This window comes from Rhizobium hidalgonense, from assembly GCF_002914525.1.
GTDB lineage: Bacteria > Pseudomonadota > Alphaproteobacteria > Rhizobiales > Rhizobiaceae > Rhizobium > Rhizobium hidalgonense.
The window spans coordinates 49718-65689 of sequence record NZ_LODW01000011.1 but is presented as its reverse complement, the minus strand read 5'-3'; the positions used below and the strand labels follow the sequence as shown (position 1 = coordinate 65689).

Here is a 15972-nt window from a genome sequence, read left to right as displayed (position 1 = left end):
ATGAGCCATTCAGGGAGAGTTGATGGTTGGAAGAAAATCTTCCACCCATTTACGCTGATCCTTTGAAAGCGTCTCCACCCGTTCCTTCCAGAACCGTTCGGCCTCAGGCGGATCCTCTTCCCATTGGCGGACAGTGGTGATGTTGTCGTCTATTTTGGACCGGCGGCGCCCACCGAGCCTGAGATATTCCTTCGCAAGCTTCAGGCTCGGAGTTTCGGTGTCGCTGTCGCCGCCGATGACCGCGCTTACGTTGTTACGGGCATTTTCCAATGTCCTGCGACGATCCTTCTCGGCCTGCTGCGTGTCGGCGGAGCGCGCGTCGTCGGTACCGCTTTCCGGAGGTTCAACGGATCTGGATGTCATAGCGGTCCTCCTTCCATTGATGCAAAGGATGTTGCAATCCAATAACCCTCGCGGGTAGCGAGAGTTCCCGCTTGTGGCAATGATTTGAGCGGAGGAGTGGGTGAGGGTCGAGCCGGAGCCATCCCGGCCATCAATGAACGGCCATGCTCACCATGCGATAGGGGTGCACGGCCTCGAACTGCGAGATCATTGCCGCTGCCTGCAGCAGCACGCGCTCGGCATTTTCAGGATCGTCACGGGCGAGTTCGTCGGCGTTGACACGGATCGCTTCGGCCATGTTGTTGGAAATTTCTGCAAACTGCATATTGCCCTCGAAAAGGGCTTCCCGCGCCGTGTCCTCCAGCGTACGGGCGATGTCGACAAAGATTTCCTCGCGCTCCTCGATGCTGAGGTCTTTGATCATATGGGTCATCTCTTCCATATCACTCACTCCAAAACACGTGGGCCAAAACACGTGGGGCCAAAACACGTGGGGCCAAAAGACGTCGGGCCAGAGCTGGGAATGCAGCTTGAATTCGCCTTTCGTTAAGCGTCGTCTTGTTTCGAACGCGGGAGCCGATCTTCTGTTCCCTCAAGGGCGAGACGGCGCCTCGGCAGCCGCGCGCCCCATATCGTCCGTCAGACATTTCATATCGCCATTTCGACCGGCTCGGCCGCGCGTTGGCTCAGGCAGGAATTCGAACTCCCTTGCGCGATCCCTCGCGGGTCCGGCGGATGCCACAGAATTGACAAGGGTCTGATCTTTGGCCCATTCCTGGAGAATGATTCCACGCCTCCAGCCGAACGCCGCTATCCCCTTCCCCCCGCGGATTTCTTCCTGCGGCTGATCGAGGCGGGTTTCGACGGTGACATCGAGACTGGCGCGGCAAGCCGGACCGTGTTTTCGACCGACAATTCCATCTACCAGGTCGAGCCGGCCGGCGTCGTTTTTCCGCGTGGCATCGAAGACCTACAGATGGTGGCAGCCGTACTGTCGGAACCGGCCTTTCGGGGAATCAGCATTGCGCCGCGGGGCGGCGGCACCGGCACCAACGGCCAATCCCTGACATCGGGCGTGGTGGTGGACTGTTCGCGGCATATGACGTCCATTCTCGAAATCGACCCCGTCCGGAGGGTCGCGCGCGTCCAGGCGGGCGTCGTCAAGGATCAGCTGAACCGGGCGCTGAAGCCCTACGGTCTGTTTTTCGCCCCCGAACTCTCGACCTCCAACCGCGCTACCATCGGCGGCATGATCTCTACCGACGCCTGCGGCCAGGGTTCCTGCCTTTACGGCAAGACCAGCAACCACGTCCTCGGATTGCGCATCGTGATTCTGGACGGGTCCGACTTCTGGTCGCGCCCGCTCGACGCTGAGGCGTTCGAGGAGATCGCCGCACGAGAGAGCCGCATTGGCGAAATCCACAGAACGGTCGAACGCATCGTCCGGGAAAACCACGAGCGGATCGCCGAAATCTTCCCGAAGCTCAACCGCTACATGACTGGTTACGACCTCGCCCATATCAGGCGCGCCGACGGACGCTTCGACCTCAACGCCGTTCTCTGCGGCTCGGAGGGAACGCTGGCGATGATCGCCGAAGCCGAACTCAACCTTCTGCCGATCCCCGCCCATGCGGCGCTGATCAACATTCGCTACGGCGACTTCAACACCGCCCTGGAGGACGCCCGCAACCTCGTGGCGCTGAACGTCGCCTCGGTGGAAACGGTCGATGAGAAAGTTCTCGGCCTCGCCAGAGGCGATATCGTCTGGACCGGCATTGCTCGCTTCTTTCCGGACGATGCGAGTGGAGCGACCAACGGCATCAATATCGCCGAAGTGCTCGCCGATAATGAAGAGGAGCTCGAACGCAAGCTCGCGGACGTGACCGCCGCCCTCGATATGGGCGCGAATGCGCGCCATGCCGGTTATACGATCGCCCGGGGTCATGCCGATGTCGAAGCGATCTGGTCGATGCGCAAGCGGGCGGTCGGCCTGCTCGGAAATGTGGAAGGGCCGGTCAGGCCGGTTGCTTTCGTCGAGGATACGGCCGTGCCGCCGGAAAACCTGGCGGCCTATATAAGCGAATTCCGCGCGCTTCTCGACGGCGCGGGGCTTTCCTACGGCATGTTCGGCCATGTCGATGCCGGCGTCCTGCATGTGCGGCCGGCGCTCGACCTCACTCTCGACGACCACATCAGGCTGGTTCGGGAGGTCAGTGACGCCGTCGTGGCGCTCACCCGCAAATATGGCGGCGTGCTCTGGGGAGAGCACGGCAAGGGCGTGCGTTCGGAATATGTGCCGGAGTTTTTCGGCGATCTTTATCCCAGCCTGCAGGAGATCAAGCGGGCCTTCGATCCGGAGAACCGGCTCAATCCGGGCAAGATCGCAACCCCTGCCGCGGAAGTGCTGACGAAGATCGACGATGTTCCGTTGCGCGGGGCGACCGACCGCATCATCGGCAACGAGATCCGCTCCGCCTTCGACAATGCCGCCTATTGCAACGGCAACGGCGCCTGTTTCGACTTCGACGAAACGAGCCCGATGTGTCCGTCCTTCAAGGCGACACGCGACCGGCGTTTTTCGCCCAAGGGCCGCGCCGCGCTGATGCGGGAATGGCTGAGGTTGCTTGCCGAGAAAGGCATCGATCCCCGCGACGAGGCGACACGCCTGCGGCGGAGCATTCCGCTCGCAAGCCTCGCGCGGCGCGCCTTCAACTCGCTGAACCCGGCAAATCGGGACGATTTTTCCCACGAGGTGCATGCGGCGATGGACACGTGCCTGGCCTGCAAGGCCTGCGCGGGGCAGTGTCCGGTGAAGGTCAGCGTGCCGGCCTTCCGCTCGAAATTCCTCGAACTCTACTACGTACGCTACCTCCGCCCGCTGAAGGATCCGCTGGTCGCGGCGATCGAAACCACCCTGCCGCTGGTCCGGCGCATCCGGCCTGCCTATAATCTCGTCGTGGGCACGCGCGCTGGCAGGACGATGATGGGTATCGCCGGACTGACCTCCCTGCCGCATCTGCCGCGGATATCGCTCGCGAAGGAAGCCGCCCGCCTCGGCGTGCCGCTTGCGACCGCTCAAACGATCGAAGCTTTGTCGCCGCCAGAACGGCAGCGCAGCGTCGTCTTCGTCGCCGACGCCTTCACCGCCTATTTCGATCCGGACGTTGCGCTCGCCGCCATTGAGCTCGCCAGGAAAATCGGGCTCACGCCCTTCCTTGCAGCCTCCCATACCAATGGCAAAGCCCTGCATGTTCATGGTTATCTCGGACGTTTCGAGGCAGCGGCCAAGCGGACAGCGCGCTATCTCGAGCGACTGGATAAGACCGGCGTGACGCTCGTCGGGCTCGATCCGTCGATGACGCTCGCTTTTCGCAGTGAATATAAGGGGATATCGAAGGCGACTGTCCTGCTCCCTCAGGAATGGCTGGCCGCCAACCTCGACCGGCTCGCCGCCTCGTCTTCAACTGCCGAAGGCAAAAGCTTCCGCTTGATGGCCCATTGCACCGAACGCACCAATGCGCCGGCCTCCGTCGCACAATGGCAAAAAGTGTTTGAGAGCCTCGGCATCGATCTTCAGACGGCGCAAACCGGCTGCTGCGGGATGGCCGGCACTTTCGGTCACGAGACCCGCAACCGGCCGATTTCCGAGCGCCTCTATGCGATGAGCTGGAAACCTGAACTCGATGCGGCCAGCGACGGCGATGTCCTCATGGCAACAGGATATTCCTGTCGCTCCCAGGTAAAGGAAATCGACGGCAAGCGCATTCCACATCCGTTTCAGGTCATCGATCGGATCATTGTTGAAAAGCCGGCCGTCCCGCAATAGGGGCGTTTCCGCACCTCGCAGAGTACGGAGTTGCTCAGCGCGAAGCGCTCACGACAACTCGATGACGATGATCTCAGCCGAGTGCCGTCAGGCTGATTTTCCCCGAAGTACGGTCATCTGCTCGTGCTGCACCTCATTGTCATCATTCAGCACCGCGCGCCAAAGCCTGTTGCCGAGCCGAAGCGACACCCGCTTGGTACCCTCGTGTTCAGCAGTGCCGATTTCCACGCTGCTGACGAGGGAGCCATGCCGCATGTGACGGCGCAGGTCGGCCAGCGACAACCCGAACCGTTTCGCCAGTTCGGCTGAGTCGAGGATAAAGTCCCCATTCGGATCGCGTTCGATCAACACCGGCTCATTCTCCCTCTGCTTGACAATCCACCACCACCGCTCAAGCAGCGGCCGAGATCGGGGCGCTGTCGTTCGGCAGCAGCCGCGCCACGGCGCTCAGAAGATCGGTCTGCGAGATGAGGCCGAGGATCCGGTAGTCATCATCGACAATGATGACGGCATGCGTGCGCCCGTCCGTCAGAACAGGCAGCAGCGACAGAGCCGCATCCGAAGGCCTTGCCACTGCCGGTTTTGAAATTGCGCCTGCGATCGTATCGATGCTGGTCGACAATTCCCGCAAGCCGATGCTGCCGATGAGGCGGCCTTCCGGATCCTTGACCGGCAGCGTCCGGATATTGTGCTTCAACAGCAGCTGCCGTGCAGCCTCCGGTTCTGCGGCCTCGCTAACGGCAATCACGTCGCGCGACATGATATCGGCGCAGTTGATCTTGCCGTTCGAGCGGATGGCCGCCTGCAGCTCGACCTGCTGCAGCAGCCGGCCGAGATCGGCGCGATCGATATCGAAGGTTTCGTCGAGCGCTGCAAGGGCGGCATCGACATCCTCCTCGCGGAAACCCACCCGCACCGCGGACGGCAGGTCGATCGTGCGATGGGTGTTCTCGGCCGCTTTCGGAACCACGTGCGGATAGTTCCGCCTGGAAAGCTTGTGGAACAGCAGGCCGAGGCCGACGAGAATGCAGGAGTTCAAGGCAACCGGCACGAAGGGAAAAAGGAAGCCCCAGCCGGCGACGACAGGACCGCCGAGGACGGCGGTCAGTGCTGCGGCGCCTCCCGGCGGATGAAGACAGCGCGTGAAAGACATCGCGCCGATGGCAAGCGACACGCCGACACCGGTCGCGATGATCGGGTCGCGGATGAAATAGGCGGCAATGATACCCATTAGCGCGGAAATCGTATTGCCGCCGATGATCGACCACGGCTGCGCAAGCGGGCTGGCCGGCACCGCGAAAAGAAGCACCGCAGAGGCGCCCATCGGCGCGACGATCAAGGGAAGATGCGGTCCCTGCCCGAAAAGATAACCGCTGATGACGCCGGTGAGGCCGATGGCCACCAAGGCGCCGAGACACGCGATCAACCGCTCCCGCAAGGTCGCGCCGGCCAGAATCGGTGAAAACAGACGGAAGCGGCGGAAGCGGCTCGGCCCCACCTTCGGGGAAACAGGATACTGCATGACAAGACCAATTTTGAACGAGGATTATCTGGCGGACTGGGGGAAGAGCTGCGGACTAGTTTGCGGCAAGCCTGATATCTCTGCCTCTTGTCGCGCTGAGGACCTCGTGGAAGGCGTTGAATGCGCTGGGGCGATCGTTCTTGCGGTAGACCAGCAGCGTTTCGACAGGTCCCAGTTGATGGGTCTGGACGGATGCCGGCCAGGGCATGAGGTCGAGCACGGATCTCGGCATGACGCCGGCGGTATTGCCGGTCGCGACACTCGCCAGAATCGCATGATAAGAGCCATGCTCGCTCGTCGGCAAAGCGCTCGATGCGCGCGCCCAGTTTTCGGCGATCCTTCGATAGGTGCAGCCGGGTTCCAACGCGGCGATCGACCCGACACGAAGGTCGGCAGCGGATTTGATCGCGGGATGCCCAGCCGGCAACACGATCAACAGGTCTTCGACAAAGACCGGCTCCATCTCCAGCACCTTGAGCTCGGCCTCGAACCCCGCGTCTTCCCCGCGCATCGTTTTCGGCGGACGGGCAATCAGCGCACAATCCAGTGTATCGCTCACGACGGCGCGGGCGAGATCGCGGGATGCGCCCATCGTCAGATGAAGGGCCACATCAGGCCACATCCGGTTGAATTGCGTCAGTGCCGCCGGCAGCCTGCTGGCGGCCGTACTTTCCATCGTGCCGACGCGCAACGTTCCCGATGGGGCCAGCGGCCGCACGGCCTGGCGCGCTTCGAGCGCAAGCGCCGTCAGCCGGTTGGCGTAGGCAAGGAACGTCTCGCCCTCCCGGGTCAATGTCATCTTCTTGCCGTCACGGCTGAAGAGGGAAACGCCGAGATCCTCCTCCAGCTGCTGGACGCGCGTCGTCACATTCGACGGCACCCGTCCGACCGCCTTGGCAGCTTTGGTAACGCTGCGGTCACTGGCAACAGCGAGGAATATTTCGATCGACGAAAGGTCCAATAAAAGATCTCGTTTCCGGAATTATGGCGAAAGATAATTCTCTATATAAAAATCATCGCTGCAGCTCAAGCCGGTTTCAGCATCGAAATTGCATGTCATTGCATCCAGGCGATACGTTGCATGTTCTGGCGATCCTGCAGGACGCGAAGCGCCTGCATCAGTTCAGGCGCCATCTTGCGGATCTCGAACAGATGGGCGCTCGCCAGCCGGTCGAGCACACCCTCAGCCTTGTGCGTCAGACGAATGAACTGCTTGCCGGGCTCTGCTGCCGCCGGGCCTACCTCGATATAAGCCTTGTCGATGAGCTCTTGAACGAGGCCATCCGCCGCCTTCCTGTCCATAAGCAGGCGCTCGGCCAACGTCCGCGCGCTCATCTTCTTGCCGGCCGGCTGCCCCTTTATCGCAAGCAGCGCCTGATGCTGTGGCGGCGTAAGGCCGAGCCTGTGTGCCTCCTTGGCGCTGAATTGCCGGAACCGGCGAATGCGATAGCGCAAGTTGGCCAATGCTTCGTAATCTCCGTCATGAAGATGCTCCTGCTGCTTCATCGCCATGTCGCCTCCAGCTTTTGCCGTGTTTTACGTCCGTATCGCGATGTGTTTCGGTTTGCTTGACCGAACCGAGCGGTTGCCGAAAAAAGGATCGCGACGCCGCGGAAATAGCCAGGCAGGCCGCGGCATCGTCTCCATCGCATGGCATTTCAAGCGTTTGAGCCTGGCACGGGGTTTGCATCAACAATTCCATCTGCAGATCGATCGGCGCCGACCCATGTTGCATCTTGTCTTGACCTGTCTTCTTCTCAGTATCGCTTCCGGCCTGAGCATGCGGCGCTTTCTTCTCCCCTATTTCCCGGGCGGCGACCTCGCCGAAAAGTCTGCGCCCGTGACGGTCGTCGCAAGCGCCGTCTTTCTGGCAGCGCTCGCCTTCACCGTCTCCGATCAGGAGCTCTGGGCGAAATCCGCCATCCTGCTGCTCGGCCTGTTGCTGGCGGCGATGTTCGACGATGGCAGACCCAAGCTGACGATCGCTCTGTCCGCCATCAGCCTTGCGGCCTATCTTGGCCTGCGCTCGATCACCTGAGCCAAATCGAACACAAGCTATTTGGCGGTATCGAAGCCCCTGTCGAGATGCTGCATCCAAAGACGAAAATCATTGGTGAGCAAGGCCACATCATACAGCCACTCCGCTCGCAAAAGCTCCCAGCGGCCAGCTTCTCCACTATCAAGCAGGGTTCGAACCCTTTGCCTGAATTTTTCGAACGCCTCATCAGCGGGATAAGGCGAGGGCCGGTCCAATGCGGGATGCAATCGGCTTTCCATGAAGCTCACTCCTCAACGACCGATATCGATTTAATATATCGTAGTACGATATATTTTCAAGAGATGTTGCCGAGCTCCTTTAGGGAGGCCGACACAACGACCCCTCATCCGCTCGGAAGCCCAGACGCTAACGACGCAGCCTAGGAATTTTCCACGCGACGCGGGAAACCAATCTCCATTGAAGACTGCAATTTCATTGTTATTCTCTATTGAGGAACACACCGATGAGCGATGGTCATGGCGAGCAAACAGGCGGCAAAGTGGTCCGAATGATATGCCTGACATCCGGTCTTGCCGATCGATGACACCTTATTCTGGCTTGAGACCGTATACCGGCGGCAATCCCCGGACGGCTTCTGGCAATACCGCTTGTTCCGGCCCGAATCCGAACGCCGACAGGCTCTGGTCTCCACGCCCGTCTATCCCGACGCTTGAACCTCGCAGCAATTCAAGGATTCCGCTCAATCAATTCCATCGATCCGGCGCTCCCCTGCCGAAACCTTCGCCCGCCTGCGCATTTCTGCCAGGTTGCGATCAGCCCCGGCCACGACAGATCGCACGATAGAATTCACTGGTGATGCCGGCCCAAACGCAACAATCGACCAAATCCCCGCCGCCTTCGGCAAATAAAGCCTGACCCGTCCTCTAAAGTCATGGCCGCGCGGCGCAACACGCAGTCCGGGATCAGCAAGGATCCCGATTGCGAAGCCTATCCCGCCTACCCGCAAAGCAAGCGTGTGCTGATCAGCCTTGAGAGGACCTGCCATGAAGACCTATAAGATCGCCCTTCTGCCCGGTGACGGCATTGGCCGCGATGTCACGGAGGCAGCCAAGTCCGTGCTCGAAAAGGCGGCTGCTCGAAACGGATTTTCGCTTGCGACAACAAGCTATCCCTGGTCGTGCGACTACTTTCTGGAGAACGGCAGCATGATGCCCGGCAATGGCATCGAAACGCTGCGTTCCTTCGACGCCATTCTGCTCGGCGCCGTCGGGTGGCCTCGCAAAGTGCCCGATTCCGTGTCGCTGCACGGACTTCTGCTGCCGATCCGCAAAGCTTTCGTGCAATATGCCAATATCCGCCCGCACCGGTTGCTGCCGGGTGTGCAGGGACCGTTGCGCTCGGAGAATTTCGACATCCTCTGCATTCGTGAAAATACCGAAGGCGAATATTCCGGCGCCGGCGGCCGCGTCCACCAGGGCACCGACAGCGAGGTGGCTGTGGAGACCTCGATCTTTACCCGCAAGGGGGTCGAACGCATCCTGCGTTTCGGTTTCGAACAAGCACGGGCGCGACGCGGCAAGCTTGCCTCGGTGACAAAGTCCAATGCGCAGAAATACTCGATGGTTTTCTGGGACGAGATCACGGAGAGGCTTTCGGCAGAATATCCTGATGTCGAGGTGACCAGCTACCATATCGACGCCATGGCCGCCCGGATGGTCATGGCGCCGGAGAGCCTCGATGTCGTCGTCGCCTCCAACCTGTTCGGCGACATCCTGACCGATCTCGGCGCCGCCATCCAGGGCGGGCTCGGCTTTGCGGCCTCCGCCAACATCAATCCCGATCGCTCGGCGCCGTCGATGTTCGAGCCCGTCCACGGCTCGGCGCCGGATATCGCCCACCTCGGCGTCGCCAACCCGATCGCCGCTATCTGGTCGGGCGCAATGATGCTGGCGCACCTGGGAGAAACGGCTGCCGCCGGCAAGGTGATGACCGCAATCGAGGCGACGACGGCACGCGGCATCGGCTCAATTCCCGGCAGGGATAAGACAGACGCCATCACGGCATCGGTGCTTTCGGCGCTCGATTAAAGCGTGATGGCGACAAGCCGGAGCCCGTTCGGGCACCGAACTAAATCCGAACCCCTGGCCGTTCAATGGTCGTCGTGTTCGTGATGGGATGGAAGGTCGAGGCCGAACGTATCGACGAGATCAGCCACCTGCTCCGGGCTGAGGAAACGCGGGTTTAGGTTGCGCAGCAGCAGATAGAGTTTTGCCGTTTCCTCCAGCTCCTCGGTGGCAAAGACCGCCGCCTCCAGGCTGTCGCCGGCAACGACAGGTCCATGGTTGGCCAGAAGCACCGACGAATACTTGCCTGCCAGCCCGCGGATGGCGTCGGCCACCGCCGGATCGCCGGGCCGGTAATACGGCACCAAGGCGGTTTCGCCGGCGCGCATGAGATAATAGGGCGTCATCGGCGGCAGGGCGGCGCGCGGATCGATCTCCGGCAGCATGGTCAGCGCCACCGCGTGGGTAGAATGAAGATGGACGATGGCGCGGGCGCCGCCGCGTGTGTCGTAGAGGGCGGTATGTAGCGGAATTTCCTTGGTCGGCTTGTCGCCGGACAAAAGCCGGCCTTCGGCATCGAGCCTGGAGATCCGTGCCGGATCGAGAAAACCAAGCGAGGCGTTGGTCGGCGTCACCAGCCAGCCGCCGTCGTCAAGCCGCAACGATATGTTGCCCGACGAACCGGGCGTCAGCCCGCGCTCGAACAGCGAGCGGCCGTATCGGCAGATTTCTTCACGCTGGCGCGCGTCGGACATGACATTTCCTCCAAAATTACGCGGTTGCGCCGTCGATCAGTTCGAAACCGAGATCGACGGCCTGGGGCGGCGCGTTGGCGACGACCAACTGCGCGGCGATTTGTCCGGTTGCCACGCGCGGCGTTCGGATGGTCGATAAGGGCTGCGGCATTGCCCGGCCGATATCGAGGCCGTTATAACCGAAAATGGCGAGCTTCGAGGGGATAGAGATCCCCTCAGCCAGACAGTGAAAATAGCCGCCCAGCGCCATATCGTCGTTGGAGAAATAGACCGCATCGAGATCCGGCGTCTGGGCAAGCAGTCGCTCCAGTCCTAGCCTGCCGTTTTCCACGGACGAAGCGCCGGCGAGAATTTCGCGGGCGACGAGGGGCGCGCCATGGGCTTGGAGCGTTTCGCAAAAGCTTGAAAACCGTTTGCCTGCGCGAGTATCGCGGCTGAGGTCGTGACCGACATAGCCGATCCGGCGATACCCCCGTTTGAGCAGGAAGGCGGCGCTCTCCCGCCCGGCCGCGCGGTTGGAGAACCCGACCGCGATATCGAGTGCATCTCCGTCCAGATCGAGCAGTTCCACGACCCGGCATCCGCTGGCGCGCAGCATCTTCACGGTCCCGTCGGTATGTTCGTATCCGGCCAGCATGACCGCCGCCGGCCGCCAGGCGAGCATCGCGGCGGCGAGCGCTTCCTCCTTGCCCGGATCATAGTCGGTGACGGAGAACACCGCCTGATACCGGTTTTCCTCCAGAACGGCGCTGGCGCCGCGCAGCACATCGGGAAAGACGATGTTGGACAGCGATGGAATGACGAAGGCAACGAGACGCGATCCGGTGGAGGCCAGCGTCCCCGCGATCCGGTTCGGCACATAGCCCAGCCGCTCGACGGCGGCCATTACCCGCTCCCGCGTCTTGCCGGAAAACGAGCCGTGATTGCGCAGCACGCGCGACACCGTGCTCTCACCGACGCCGGCCGCTTCCGCGACCTCGGCAAGGGTTACTGTCACCTGCTGTTTCAATTCCATAGTCACGTTTGAGATCCAGAATTCCAGGGTGCGTACCTGTATGTGCGCCGCTCCGCTGTCACTATTTTCACTGCTGCCATTAAGAAGCAATGACTTTTTGGCAGCGCTACCAATCCGCTGTTGGCAGCGCCGCCAAAATATATTAGTAAAATGGCAGCGCTGCCAAATAGTGCCGCGTCGCGCGCCGCCGGGTCGCGAAGCGGCACGGCACCTTACTTCAAGAGTGGAGCCCATCCTCATGTCACCATTTGCTGAAAACCCGGGCGCTGTCGTCGCGGCCGTCATAGGTCTTGGTTCAATGGGGCTCGGAATGGCCCGGTCGATGAAGCGCGCAGGGCTCGATGTCGTTGGATATGACATAACGCCGGCGGCGGTGGACCGCTTCATCGCCGACGGCGGACGGGGTGCTGCAACCCCGGCCGACGCCGCCAAGGACGCCGACATCGTCGTCTCCGTCGTCGTCAACGGCGCGCAGACCGAGGCCGTGTTGTTCGGGCCTGAAGGTGTTGCGAGCACGATGAAACCTGGCGCAGTCTTCATCTCGTCCGCAACCATGGACCCCGCCGTCGCTCGGGATCTGGCGCAGAGGGTGGATGCTCACGGCCTGCATTATCTCGACGCGCCGATTTCGGGCGGCGCGGCCAAGGCGGCGCTGGGCGAATTGACGATCATGGCGTCCGGCTCCACCCAGGCCTTCGACAGGGCGCGCCCGGGTCTCGACGCCATGGCCGGCAAAGTTTACGAACTCGGTGACGCTGCCGGAACGGGCGCGGCCTTCAAAATGATCAACCAGCTTCTCGCCGGCGTGCACATCGCGGCAGCCTGCGAGGCGATCACCTTTGCCGCCAAGCAGGGCCTCGATCTCGACAAGGTCTTTGAGGTGATCACCGCTTCGGCCGGCAATTCGTGGATGTTCGAAAACCGCGTGCCGCATGTGCTGGCCGGAGATTATACGCCACTCAGCAGCATCGAGATTTTCGTCAAGGATCTCGGCATCGTCCAGGACATGGCCCGCTCCGAGCGCTATCCTGTGCCCCTGGCAGCAGCGGCGCTGCAAATGTATCTGGCCGCCGCCGGCGCCGGCATGGGCCGGGACGACGATTCCTCGCTCGCGCGACTCTATGCAAAGCTTTCCGGCGCTGAATTACCCGGTTCAGCCAAAGAACCGCACAGCCTGTAAAAGGAATTGCTAGACATGCCGGTTTTCGCCGCCAACCTGACGATGATGTTCAATGAATGGGCATTCCTCGACCGTTTCGACGCCGCAGCCGATGCCGGCTTTGCCGCCGTCGAATACCTCTTTCCCTATGAAGCCACGCCGGAGGCAATCGCCGAACGGCTTGCCCGCAACAATCTGCAGCAGGCCTTGTTCAACCTGCCGCCGGGCGACTGGGCGGCAGGCGAGCGCGGCATCGCGGCTCTTCCCGGGCGGTTCGATGCGCTGAAGACTTATGTCGAGAAGGCACTGGACTATGCGGCGGCGACGGGCGTCAGGCGATTGCACCTGATGGCAGGCATCGCCGACCGTCACGACGAAGACGCCTCCTCCCATTATCGGCGCTCCGTCACCTATACGGCCCAGCGGCTTGCGGAAAAGGGAATCGACCTCCTGCTCGAGCCGATCAACGGGAGGAACATGCCGGGATATTTCCTCAACGATTTCGGCGCGGCCGAGCGGTTGATCGCCGAATGCGGTCTGCCGAACCTGAAGCTGCAGTTCGACATCTATCACCGTCAGATCATCCATGGCGACGTCGTCATGGCGTTGCGGCGCCTGCTGCCGATCACCGGCCATATCCAGATCGCCAGCGTGCCGTCACGCAACGAGCCGGATGGGGAGGAACTGAATTATCCCTATCTGTTCGGCGAAATCGACTGCCTGGGTTACGACGGTTTCATCGGCTGCGAATATGTGCCTCGCGGCAAGACGCTGGACGGCCTTGGCTGGTTCAAACCATTTGCACGGAGCTAGGCGATGGCTATTTTGCTCGGATCAATCGCTGACGACTATACGGGCGCGTCGGACCTCGCCAATACGCTGACGAAGAATGGTCTGCGCACGGTGCAGACGGTCGGCATCCCTGATCCGTCGCTGGCACTACCGGACGTCGACGCCGTGGTCGTCTCCCTGAAGATCCGTTCCGTCCCGGCGCCGGACGCCGTGGCCGCCGCCACCAGCGCCGAGCAATGGTTGCGCCAGCGCGGCGCGAGCCACGTATTTTATAAGATCTGCTCGACCTTCGATTCCACCGATGGCGGCAATATCGGACCGGTCACCGAGGCATTGCGCGATGCCGCGGGCGGCGGCATCGTGCTGGTCACACCCGCATTTCCGGAAACGGGACGGACGGTCTATCTCGGCCATCTCTTCGTCGGCGGACAGCCGTTGAACGAAAGCCCGCTCAAGGACCACCCTCTCAATCCGATGCACGACGCCAATCTCGTGCGGGTTCTCGCCCGGCAATCGCATGGCGCCGTCGGGCTTATCGATCTCAATGCCATCGCGGCCGGACCGGGCGCCGTCAAGGCAAGGCTCGAGGCCCTGCGGACGGCAGGCGTCACTGCTGCTATCGCCGATGCGATTTTCGAGAGACATCTGGAAACGCTCGGCGAGATCGCCCTCGCAACGCCGGTCTCCACAGGGGCGTCCGGCCTCGGCCTCGGCCTTGCCCGCGCCTTCGTCCGCTCCGGCCGGGTATCGTCCGGCGGTTCAACGTCGGCGGATGTTATCCGACCGGTGGGCGGGCTTTCAGCGATCGTGGCCGGCAGTTGCTCCAAAGCGACGCTGCACCAGCTCGACGTCGCCGAACGGTCAATGCCCGTCCTGCGGCTCGACCCGGAAAAACTGCTTGCCGGTGCGGATGAGATCGCCGCGGCGATTTCCTGGGCAGGAGACCGCATCGCCGCCGGTCCGGTCGTGGTCGCCGCGAGCGCCGCACCCGAAACCGTGTCCCGGCTGCAATCCCTTTACGGCCGGGAAGCCTCCGGCCACGCAATCGAGACCGCGACGTCGATTATTTCAGCCGAACTGGTGGCAAGAGGTGTGCGGCGCCTCGTGGTCGCAGGCGGAGAAACTTCGGGGGCGGCGGTCGACAAGCTTTCCATTCCGGCATTTCTGATCGGCCCGGAGATTGCGCCCGGCGTGCCGGTGCTGCGCACGGTCGGCAACGCCCAGGGCGACATGCTTCTGGCGTTGAAGTCAGGAAACTTCGGAGGCGAGGATTTCTTTGCGGCAGCGCTGGCGATGATGCACTGACCGATCTTCCGCTGGGCAGAAGTGCCGGCGACCACCGCCGATCTCCCTGTCAGCATGGCGCTTGAACGCGCCGCCTTTAACCTCGTCATCCCCGCCTCGGCAATAGCGTCTCTGCCATGCGCTGCCGCGTACCGCCCCGAAACCGCAGACGTGATCGTCAGGCGCGCGGGGCTTGCGCCGAACAAAAGATGAACAATACGGACCGGCGCGCGGGTGAAGCAAACCTCAGAATATCGCGAAACGGTCAGATTCAGTATTTTGTGCCGCCATATGACGCCTTTCAGGAGAATCCGGCGCGGTGCAGGTGACACACTACAATCACTGAAGGGCTCGGATCCCGGCAATGCGAGGCCTTCCATAGAAGAGCGGGACAACGATCTCGCCTGCGGGAACAGAATATTCTTCTTCGAGAAACCGTGCTCCACCGGAGCCGAACACTGGGGAATTCACGTGAGCAAGAGCCTTCCGGAATTCAAATACATGACATTCGATGTCGTCGGCACGCTCATCGACTTCGAGAGCGGCCTCAAAACCTGCCTCGCCGAGATCGCCGCCGAGGCGGGAGTGACCGTCGACGGCGAGCAGGCGCTCAGCCTCTATCGCGCAGCCCGCTACGCCGAGGATGCCGATCTCTTTCCCGACGACCTCGTGCGCGTCTACCTCACGATCGCGCCGAAGCTCGGCCTGCCCGCCGATCAAAAATATGGCGAACGGCTGCGGGACTCGGCGAAGAACTGGAAGGGCTTTACAGACAGCGCCGCAGCGCTGGCCAGACTTGCGAAGGATTATCGCCTTGTTGCGATGACCAATGCCCGCCGCTGGGCATTCGATTTGTTCGAGAAAGAACTCGGCAATCCCTTTTATGCCGCCTTCACGGCCGACGATACGGGCACCGAAAAACCCGATCCCGCATTCTTCGAGAAGGTCTTCGCCTACATTGCCGCGGAAGGCCATTCGAAGGACGACATCCTGCATGTCGCCCAGAGCCAGTACCACGATATCGGGATTTCCAGGCAACTGGGGCTCGCCAATTGCTGGATCGAGCGGCGCCATGCCCAGAAGGGCTACGGCGGCACGATCGAGCCGGTAGAGTTCACCCAACCCGATTACCATTTCACGTCCATGGCAGGCCTTACGGATGCCGTGGCTGCTGCACGCGCCTGACTTTAAAACCGGATCGGGCCTGCCCGAAAC

The 15972-nt window shown here is 61.8% G+C and carries 15 protein-coding genes and 1 pseudogene; 7 read left to right on the top strand and 9 right to left on the bottom strand.

Annotation, left to right across the window (positions count from 1 at the left end; all coding sequences use genetic code 11):
- Positions 1-9: 9 nt before the first annotated feature.
- Together ATY29_RS00440 and ATY29_RS00435 are read right to left on the bottom strand one after the other, a co-directional pair.
- A complete protein-coding gene (locus ATY29_RS00440) occupies positions 10-363 on the bottom strand; it encodes a hypothetical protein (protein ID WP_025418710.1) in 354 nt (117 codons plus the stop codon).
- A 130-nt stretch (positions 364-493) separates the two neighbouring features.
- Complete coding sequence (locus ATY29_RS00435) at positions 494-784, bottom strand: hypothetical protein (RefSeq protein WP_025418709.1); 291 nt, start codon at positions 782-784, stop codon at positions 494-496.
- A 340-nt stretch (positions 785-1124) separates the two neighbouring features.
- Between ATY29_RS00435 and ydiJ the strand changes: the two are divergent.
- Positions 1125-4168: pseudogene (ydiJ, locus tag ATY29_RS00425) on the top strand (D-2-hydroxyglutarate dehydrogenase YdiJ).
- A gap of 87 nt (positions 4169-4255) precedes the next feature.
- Here the strand turns inward: ydiJ and ATY29_RS00420 are convergent.
- From ATY29_RS00420 to ATY29_RS00405, 4 genes are all read right to left on the bottom strand, one after another.
- On the bottom strand, positions 4256-4519 hold the full coding sequence (locus ATY29_RS00420; RefSeq protein ID WP_097534538.1) for a DUF6522 family protein: 264 nt from the start codon (positions 4517-4519) through the stop codon (positions 4256-4258).
- A 40-nt stretch (positions 4520-4559) separates the two neighbouring features.
- Positions 4560-5690 (bottom strand): HPP family protein, encoded by a 1131-nt coding sequence (locus ATY29_RS00415; RefSeq protein ID WP_097534536.1) that lies wholly within the window; start codon positions 5688-5690, stop codon positions 4560-4562.
- A 55-nt stretch (positions 5691-5745) separates the two neighbouring features.
- On the bottom strand, positions 5746-6651 hold the full coding sequence (locus ATY29_RS00410) for a LysR substrate-binding domain-containing protein (RefSeq protein WP_097534534.1): 906 nt from the start codon (positions 6649-6651) through the stop codon (positions 5746-5748).
- A gap of 95 nt (positions 6652-6746) precedes the next feature.
- A complete protein-coding gene (locus tag ATY29_RS00405) occupies positions 6747-7202 on the bottom strand; it encodes a MarR family transcriptional regulator (protein ID WP_025418705.1) in 456 nt (151 codons plus the stop codon).
- Positions 7203-7416: 214 nt separating this feature from the next.
- On the opposite strand from ATY29_RS00405, the gene ATY29_RS00400 reads away from it, so the two are divergent.
- Entirely contained in the window at positions 7417-7728 is a 312-nt protein-coding gene (locus ATY29_RS00400) for a hypothetical protein (RefSeq protein WP_003572845.1), read from the top strand.
- Positions 7729-7745: 17 nt separating this feature from the next.
- Here ATY29_RS00400 and ATY29_RS00395 read toward each other — a convergent pair whose 3' ends face one another.
- Positions 7746-7967, bottom strand: coding sequence for a hypothetical protein (locus ATY29_RS00395; RefSeq protein ID WP_003572846.1), 222 nt, complete (start codon positions 7965-7967; stop codon positions 7746-7748).
- Between the two features lie 765 nt (positions 7968-8732).
- Between ATY29_RS00395 and ATY29_RS00385 the strand changes: the two genes are divergently transcribed.
- Positions 8733-9776: a tartrate dehydrogenase gene (locus tag ATY29_RS00385; protein WP_097534532.1), complete on the top strand. Its 1044-nt coding sequence runs from the start codon at positions 8733-8735 to the stop codon at positions 9774-9776.
- 62 nt (positions 9777-9838) lie between these two features.
- On the opposite strand, the gene otnC is transcribed toward ATY29_RS00385, so the two are convergent.
- Positions 9839-10507 carry a 3-oxo-tetronate 4-phosphate decarboxylase gene (gene otnC / locus ATY29_RS00380; RefSeq protein WP_097534530.1) on the bottom strand — a complete coding sequence of 223 codons (669 nt, stop codon included), beginning with the start codon at positions 10505-10507 and terminating at the stop codon, positions 9839-9841.
- 16 nt (positions 10508-10523) lie between these two features.
- On the bottom strand, positions 10524-11522 hold the full coding sequence (locus ATY29_RS00375) for a LacI family DNA-binding transcriptional regulator (RefSeq protein ID WP_097534528.1): 999 nt from the start codon (positions 11520-11522) through the stop codon (positions 10524-10526).
- A 238-nt stretch (positions 11523-11760) separates the two neighbouring features.
- On the opposite strand from ATY29_RS00375, the gene ltnD reads away from it, so the two are divergent.
- From ltnD to ATY29_RS00355, 4 genes are all read left to right on the top strand, one after another.
- Entirely contained in the window at positions 11761-12702 is a 942-nt protein-coding gene (gene ltnD, locus ATY29_RS00370) for an L-threonate dehydrogenase (protein ID WP_097534526.1), read from the top strand.
- A gap of 15 nt (positions 12703-12717) precedes the next feature.
- Positions 12718-13494 (top strand): 2-oxo-tetronate isomerase, encoded by a 777-nt coding sequence (gene otnI / locus ATY29_RS00365; protein ID WP_003572851.1) that lies wholly within the window; start codon positions 12718-12720, stop codon positions 13492-13494.
- A 3-nt stretch (positions 13495-13497) separates the two neighbouring features.
- Positions 13498-14778 carry a 3-oxo-tetronate kinase gene (otnK, locus tag ATY29_RS00360; protein WP_097534524.1) on the top strand — a complete coding sequence of 427 codons (1281 nt, stop codon included), beginning with the start codon at positions 13498-13500 and terminating at the stop codon, positions 14776-14778.
- Between the two features lie 450 nt (positions 14779-15228).
- The gene (locus tag ATY29_RS00355) at positions 15229-15942 is read left to right on the top strand and encodes an HAD-IA family hydrolase (RefSeq protein ID WP_097534522.1); all 714 of its coding nucleotides are present in this window, start codon (positions 15229-15231) and stop codon (positions 15940-15942) included.
- Positions 15943-15972 lie beyond the last annotated feature (30 nt).

Excerpts from the sequence above, each read along its gene's own strand:
- ATY29_RS00385 (WP_097534532.1), top strand. The coding sequence starts at position 8,733 with ATGAAGACCTATAAGATCGCCCTTCTGCCCGGTGACGGCATTGGCCGC.
- otnK (WP_097534524.1), top strand. The coding sequence starts at position 13,498 with ATGGCTATTTTGCTCGGATCAATCGCTGACGACTATACGGGCGCGTCG.
- ATY29_RS00400 (WP_003572845.1), top strand. The coding sequence starts at position 7,417 with ATGTTGCATCTTGTCTTGACCTGTCTTCTTCTCAGTATCGCTTCCGGC.
- ATY29_RS00375 (WP_097534528.1), bottom strand. The coding sequence starts at position 11,522 with ATGGAATTGAAACAGCAGGTGACAGTAACCCTTGCCGAGGTCGCGGAA.
- ATY29_RS00395 (WP_003572846.1), bottom strand. The coding sequence starts at position 7,967 with ATGGAAAGCCGATTGCATCCCGCATTGGACCGGCCCTCGCCTTATCCC.
- ltnD (WP_097534526.1), top strand. The coding sequence starts at position 11,761 with ATGTCACCATTTGCTGAAAACCCGGGCGCTGTCGTCGCGGCCGTCATA.
- ATY29_RS00405 (WP_025418705.1), bottom strand. The coding sequence starts at position 7,202 with ATGGCGATGAAGCAGCAGGAGCATCTTCATGACGGAGATTACGAAGCA.
- ATY29_RS00440 (WP_025418710.1), bottom strand. The coding sequence starts at position 363 with ATGACATCCAGATCCGTTGAACCTCCGGAAAGCGGTACCGACGACGCG.
- ATY29_RS00415 (WP_097534536.1), bottom strand. The coding sequence starts at position 5,690 with ATGCAGTATCCTGTTTCCCCGAAGGTGGGGCCGAGCCGCTTCCGCCGC.
- ATY29_RS00435 (WP_025418709.1), bottom strand. The coding sequence starts at position 784 with ATGGAAGAGATGACCCATATGATCAAAGACCTCAGCATCGAGGAGCGC.
- otnC (WP_097534530.1), bottom strand. The coding sequence starts at position 10,507 with ATGTCCGACGCGCGCCAGCGTGAAGAAATCTGCCGATACGGCCGCTCG.
- otnI (WP_003572851.1), top strand. The coding sequence starts at position 12,718 with ATGCCGGTTTTCGCCGCCAACCTGACGATGATGTTCAATGAATGGGCA.